Origin of the sequence: Alteromonas sp. K632G (assembly GCF_017653625.1) — a bacterium.
In the GTDB taxonomy this organism is placed as follows: Bacteria; Pseudomonadota; Gammaproteobacteria; order Enterobacterales; family Alteromonadaceae; genus Alteromonas; species Alteromonas naphthalenivorans.
Genome location: NZ_JAGGDM010000015.1, coordinates 123,216 through 129,898, shown reverse-complemented (window position 1 = coordinate 129,898; position 6,683 = coordinate 123,216). Strand labels below are relative to the sequence as shown.

Sequence of the window (6,683 nt, the reverse complement as noted above, 5' to 3'; positions counted from 1 at the left end):
ACTCTTCAATTAAATATATCGAATATGAATCGTCGTTGTGTGACACTCTTAATGAGTACCCACACAGATTGTCTTGTTTAAATTGTTAAAGAACTATCGTGCAAAAATCATAATGCGAAGCATTCTGTTTTTGCGCAAGGAGGACTAACACTACATATAGTTGCTTAGACTTCCTCACCTCACCCGAACGGCCATTGCCTTTTCGATGAGCGCTTCTCTTCGAAGCGGATGCGCATTCTACGCGTTTCGTTTTCAGTGTCAACGTTTTTCGTAAATTTCTTTTCGAACCGTTGTTAACTCCAAAGAGTTAATGAAAACTGCTTTTCCAGTGTTGTTACCAACTCCTTAAAGCGAGGCGCGCATTCTACGCGCTTCGGTTTTCATGTCAACACTTTCAGAAAATTAATTTCAAAAGCATTTCCTTGTAAACCTTGCCAGTACTACCTTTCAGGTTGTAGTGACTTGCTTTGTCAGTGTAAGTTATTTCACTTTCCTGTCGAAGCGGATGCGCATTCTAGAGATTTCTGAGGCAAGGTCAACCTCTTTTTGATAATTCATAAAAAAAGCGACCTAGAAGGTCGCTTTTTAGTCGTTTGGTATATTAATACAACTAACTCATCACTATTAATGACTGAGAGGCGTGTTTTTACACTTTATTAGACGACTCTTTGTCTTGCTGCCCTTCGCTACTATCGACAGTATCGGTCGCACTATTAGCATCAAAGTCTGCATCTTCTTCTTGCTCACCTACTACGTCGTTCAATGTAACTTTATCGACGGTTCTAAATGTATTGATTGGGCCAGCAAGCGCGTAAAGAGAAAACACAATAAAGAGTACCAAAGCAGGCTCTGTTGCTACCACCACAAATATAAGTAGCACAATAAGCAGCCCTACGAAAGGAACCTTCCCATGCCAATTCAATTCTTTGAATGAATTGTATTTGAAGTTACTCACCATTAGTAGGCCAGCGAAACCAGTGACTAACGCCACTACAATTCCGTAGTCTGTACCTACAGCATCATATTCAACGCCTACCCAGACTAAGCCAGCAACTACTGCTGCTGCTGCTGGGCTAGCCAAGCCTTGAAAGAAGCGTTTATCGGCAATACCAACTTGCGTATTAAATCGCGCTAAACGTAGGGCAGCACCTGCCACATAAACAAAGGCAGCTAACCAACCGAACTTACCGAGCTCAGTTAAGCCCCAGTTGTATGCCACTAACGCCGGCGCCATACCAAATGACACCATATCGGCCATTGAGTCATATTCAGCACCAAAATCGCTTTGCGTATTCGTCATACGCGCAACCCGGCCATCTAATCCATCAAAAACCATAGCAACAAATATAGCTACCGCTGCTGCTTCAAATCTTCCTGTCATTGAAGACACTACTGCAAAAAAGCCTGAAAATAGACCCGCAGTGGTTAATAGATTGGGAAGAAGATAAATCCCTTTTCGCTTTTGTTCAGACATAAGTCCTCATACTTCTATATGTAATGCAGCAATTATTTCATAGATATTGTTTAACGCCTAGCAAAGTAAATTCTACGTATGCGTTATCTATAAGTAATAGTGTGCGACTTGGTTTAAGTTTACATGCGCAAACTTATCTAATAACTAGGTATACGCCCACATACCTTTTTTAGCTCACCGTTCAGTTATCATACAAATCCATGTTGAAACTAGCGATACCTTTTACGCCGCCTTAAAAGTTGTACTTCTGCTCAGTAAGAAGAGGTATTCGCGCCCAAGCCCAATTAGGGTTTATAAGGAACACCGCCATGCGCAGTTTATTTAAAAAAGTAGTACTACCATCGCTACTCTTATTCTCATCAACCACAGCAATCTTCGTTGCTGGCAATGCGCAAGCTACCTATCACAACAACCACAATTATTCTTATTGCGGTAGCGGTAGTTCTAATAGTAGTAGCAACCAAAACTCATCCTGTAATTCTGCGTTGGGTGAGCATACTTATGATTTAGTAGAAGACGGGGTCTATCAAAGTACAAATGCCAACGACTCAAATATCAGCATAGATGGTGTCAGTATATCACTTGCCGCCTTTTCTGATACTCAGGGTGTTTACAACGAAACCGTAGTAGGTGCAGATTTAGAGAAAATATCTAATCAATGGGCCTATGGTGTTACCAACAACGACGAAGCAATTTACAGCGGTAACTCTGATCACGCCATAGATAACCTGAATTACAATTATCAAGGTAGTAACGCTGCGTACAGAAGCGGGACAACCAATGTTGAGAGAGACTACGACTTCGTACTTCTTTCTTTCGACCAAGCTGTAACCTTAACCGGTGCAAGTTTCTCTTGGCTATATGACAGTAACGACAGTCAAATATCTGTTGCAGCATTAGGAAACACTTCAACGCTGACTTCCGGGGTTAATACTTGGAGCGATATAGTTGCAGATGCATTGACGTCAGCATCTTTTGATATAGAGAACTGTGAAACGCTAGATCACCGCGCCGACTTTACCTTTACTGAATCTTCTCAGTATTGGCTTGTTGGCGCTTATAATACCGTTTTCGGTAACATAGGCGGGTATGTAGGTAACGATGCATTCAAACTTGCTAACATAGGTTTTTCCAAAACTGAGACACAAGCGCCCCCCGCCCCTACAGAAGTTACTGAGCCAGGTACGCTAGGACTGCTTATGGCATGTTCATTATTTGTGATGTGGCGCCGTAAGAAAAGCATTTAAAGTTATTAGACTTTAGATCACTGACAAGTGGTTGTACCTGTCAGCTTTTTTTACTACCATAAAAACAACATCATTAAATTATAAAAAAATCAACGACATAACAAATGGCACAGTAAATGCTTACTAACTATTATTATGGTAAATATTAGTGGTAATGAAACATATGAAAGGCTTAACAAGTTTTGCGTTTAGCGTAGCTGTATTATTGACCGGAAACGTTCTGGCTGATGATAGTCTCAGTGAAGCAACCTATTCTCTTTCTGAAAATGGAATTACTCAAACTTTAACTCCATCTGCCTCACATGGTTCTGTGATCAACATTGATGGAACAGATGTTTATGTCGGTATTACAGCATGGTCGGACACAGGGAACTTAAGCAGTTCTTCGTCTGAAGATACAAAATTAGACCAAGGCGACATCAAAGGCTGGAGCGAATACGGCAACGTCGGTTATGGCATCTTGAATGACGATTATTCGTGGGGTGGAGATAGTCATTCGGCTGATAATTACAATGATGACGGTAAAGATGATTTCGATATGTTTTTACTGAGTTTTAGTGAAGACGTGACTCTTCAGGGATCATCATTTTCTTGGGTAAATGGAAATAATGGAACCAAAGAGGTGACTGTTGCGGGGTTAAGTGACATTAATTCGTTTAGCGATAGCGTAGAGTCAACATGGGCTAGTGTTTCAAGTTCTATTGTTGCGGGTACACTCGGTCACTTTGGTATAGGCAGTAGAGACAGTTCAACAAATTTGTATGAATCTAAATTTACGACGTTAACGAATTCTGCAAAATACTGGTTAGTCGGTGCATATAATACTGTTTTTGATGATAGTTCAAGCACTTATCACGGAGTAGGCTTTAAGCTTTCTTCACTTGACCTAGCGATTCAAAAATCTACAACGCCTCCACCGGCTCCAACACCGGTTAGCGAGCCAGGTGCACTTGCGCTGATGAGTATAGGACTTGGCCTTTTAGCTTACCGCCGTAAGCGTCGCGTTTAATTGTTTTAATACGCAGGGAAAACACGTATCTTTATAAGGTGGCTTAGGCCACCTTTTTTTATGCTATTTTTAAGCTTGTAGCTGGGTAATATTTTAAGGTAATTATGGATTTGGTTAATAATAAAAAAGGTTTTTTCAAGCGAGCACTTGTCACGGCTATCGCGACCTCAATTTTTGCTTTCAATAGTTTCGCAACAACTTCTGAAGATTATGAAAAAGCACTCTCAGCTTTTAACGAGACAGCTTACGATGAAGCCTATATACACCTAAAAAACAGCTTACAAAAAGATCCCGAAAACCTTGCTGCAAAAATGTTGATGGGTGAAATTTTACTTATTAACGGTTATTTAAACGCAGCTGAATTGGAATTTGTAGAGGCGCTAGAAATGGGCGCCGATATAAATTTATTGGCTGAGTTGCTGGGCAACACTTGGCTGTTCATGAACAAGTATCAAAGCATCGTCGATTTCACCGATGTGGACAAGTTATCTGGTGACGCTGAGCGGGAGTGGTTACTGATAAGAGCTACCGCGTGCGTTCGATTAGAAGATAGTGAATGTGCGCTTAAAGATTACAATACGATTGTGGCCTCTTCACCTAATTTTGTGCCAGCGATAAACGGGCTAGCCTCTATTGCTTTGCAAAACGAAGAGTTAGTTGAAGCCAACCAACTTATACAGAACGCGATTTCCATCGAGCCAGAAAACGCTATTTCATGGAGATTAAAAGGACAATTAGCTTACCGTCAAGGCGATAAAGATGCCGCTACTGCCAATTTACAAAAAGCGCTCACGTTTAACCGAAACGACCCTATTGCGCTTCGTAATTTAGTTGATCTTTATTTAGAAGCGAAAGACTACGATACGGCAAAATTGTTTGTTGATGAGATTATTGAAGATACACCAAACGATCCTTTAGCTATCCTGTTGAACAGCTGGTTGCAAAGTAGAGATAACAAAGAGGCCATTGATAATAAAAAGCTAAAAGAGCTAAATGACTTTATGGCGCAACTGGATCCAGAGTTAATTACCTCTCAACCTATGTTGCTTTATATCAGTGGTTTAACTAATTTTTTCAATAACAACATGGAAACTGCGGCTAAAGATTTTTCCGCTTATCTGCAAAAAGAGCCCGAAGATTTGCAAGCAGTACTAATGCTCAGTCAAGTTTATATGGCTACCCAGCAAGACAAACAAGCACTGCTACTTCTAGAACGCTATCAAGAACCTTTAATGGAAAACCCCGACTCTGCACTTATGTTGGGTGATCTTTTCATTCGTCAAAAAAAGTCATTTAAAGCTGAACGACTGCTTCGAAATTTGGAAGAAAAATATCCTGATGAAGGAAAACTTCAACTATTCAAAATTAAGTTGATGGCGGCTAGAGGCAAACAAGAGCAAGCCTTGTCTATTCTTCAAGAGAACCTACCAAAATACACACAAAATGCCGGTTTCCTATTTACTTATTCGTTAATGAATTTGCAAGCAGAGCGTTTTGAACCAGCCCTTGAAGGGGCTAACTTGCTAAACAAGCTATTCCCTGATGAAGCCGAGGTTTATAATTTAAAAGCCGGTATTCTTATTAGGCAGGGGCAACTAGAAGCGGCAAAAGAAAATATCGAAAAAGCACTCGAGCAAAACCCCACCCTCTTTCCTGCAAAGTTTAATTTAGCAGCTACAGAAAGTCGGTTGGGTAATGTTGATGAATCAAACGTGCTGGTAGAAGAGTTACTTATCCTATCGCCACAGCACAGTGAAACCCTAATGTTGAAAGCGTTCAACATGACTAAACAGGGCTATGTAGAACCAGCGAAACAGATTTATCTCGATGTACTTACCTTAGACCCATCGAATGTGGGTTCAAGAGAAAGACTGTCATCCTTGTATCAACAGCAAGGTGATACAAAAAATGCGTTGTATCACTTAGATCTATTGTTAAAGGATAACTTCGATAACGCAGAGTACTTACTTCGAAAAGCATCGCTACTCATAAACTCAAAGCAGCTTACTGAAGCAGAAAAAACGCTCAATATTGTTCGAAACTTTATTAACGACAACCCAAGAGATTTAGTAACGTATTCCGATTTGATACGCTCGCTAGGCAACAATGACCTGTCGCTCAACGCGATGGAGCGGGCATACAGTATTTCGCCAGAGAATAGCTCTATTTCTCTACGGTACGCCAGTTTACTGCTCGACTTACAAAACAATACTAAAGCTAAATCACTATTAAATGGCATGCCAAAAGCAAAAGAGCAAACTCCAATTTATTGGTATTTGATTGGCCGTTTAGAAGCTAATTTGAACAAAGACAATGCAGCAGTCGATGCTTACCTCAAGGCTCTGGATGTTAATCCAAGCTTTTCTCAAGCTTTCGTAGCCATTTATAATTACGCATTGAACGAAGAGTTTGTAGATACCTTTCTATCTAAATCTAGAGAATTAATAGCAGAAAATGACGCTAATTTATTAGCGAAAAACTTACTAGCGCAATATTTGTTTTTCATTCGAAATTTTGAAGAATCTACCGCACTATACAAAGAGTTAGTCGAGAACCCAAATACACTTAATCCAGCTGAGGCTTACAACCGTTTGGCTATTATGGCCGTTGAGGACTCATTAGAAACAGCCCATGCACACGCTAATACAGCCTTCGAACTACAGCCTAATTCAGCCAAAATACTTGATACCTTTGGTCATATAAAAGCATTGCGAGGCGAATATGAAACCAGCCTCAAACTATTACGCGACGCCTTTGCACGTGATGCCAATGATCCTAACATTCGCTATCACTTGGGTTACACATTGGCTAAATTAGGCAGAATTGAAGAAGCAAAAGAAGAATTAACCTTTGCGGTAAATGTGAAACGACCTTTCTTTAAACGTCCTGAAGCACAAAGCCTGCTTGATAGTCTCTAGCTACCTTCATTAACCTTTTCTCACGTTTAAAAAAG

General features: G+C 40.4%; 4 protein-coding genes. 3 read left to right on the top strand and 1 reads right to left on the bottom strand.

Annotated elements, in window-relative coordinates:
- Positions 1 to 646: 646 nt before the first annotated feature.
- On the bottom strand, positions 647 to 1,474 hold the full coding sequence (gene pssA, locus J5X92_RS15215; RefSeq protein WP_126873481.1) for a CDP-diacylglycerol--serine O-phosphatidyltransferase: 828 nt from the start codon (positions 1,472 to 1,474) through the stop codon (positions 647 to 649).
- Between the two features lie 308 nt (positions 1,475 to 1,782).
- On the opposite strand from pssA, the gene xdp1 (J5X92_RS15210) reads away from it, so the two are divergent.
- From xdp1 (J5X92_RS15210) to prsT, 3 genes are all read left to right on the top strand, one after another.
- On the top strand, positions 1,783 to 2,721 hold the full coding sequence (xdp1, locus tag J5X92_RS15210) for an exosortase-dependent surface protein XDP1 (RefSeq protein ID WP_126873479.1): 939 nt from the start codon (positions 1,783 to 1,785) through the stop codon (positions 2,719 to 2,721).
- Between the two features lie 154 nt (positions 2,722 to 2,875).
- Entirely contained in the window at positions 2,876 to 3,730 is an 855-nt protein-coding gene (gene xdp1 / locus J5X92_RS15205) for an exosortase-dependent surface protein XDP1 (protein WP_208806042.1), read from the top strand.
- A 104-nt stretch (positions 3,731 to 3,834) separates the two neighbouring features.
- Positions 3,835 to 6,648: an XrtA/PEP-CTERM system TPR-repeat protein PrsT gene (gene prsT, locus J5X92_RS15200; RefSeq protein ID WP_013783386.1), complete on the top strand. Its 2,814-nt coding sequence runs from the start codon at positions 3,835 to 3,837 to the stop codon at positions 6,646 to 6,648.
- Positions 6,649 to 6,683: the final 35 nt, after the last annotated feature.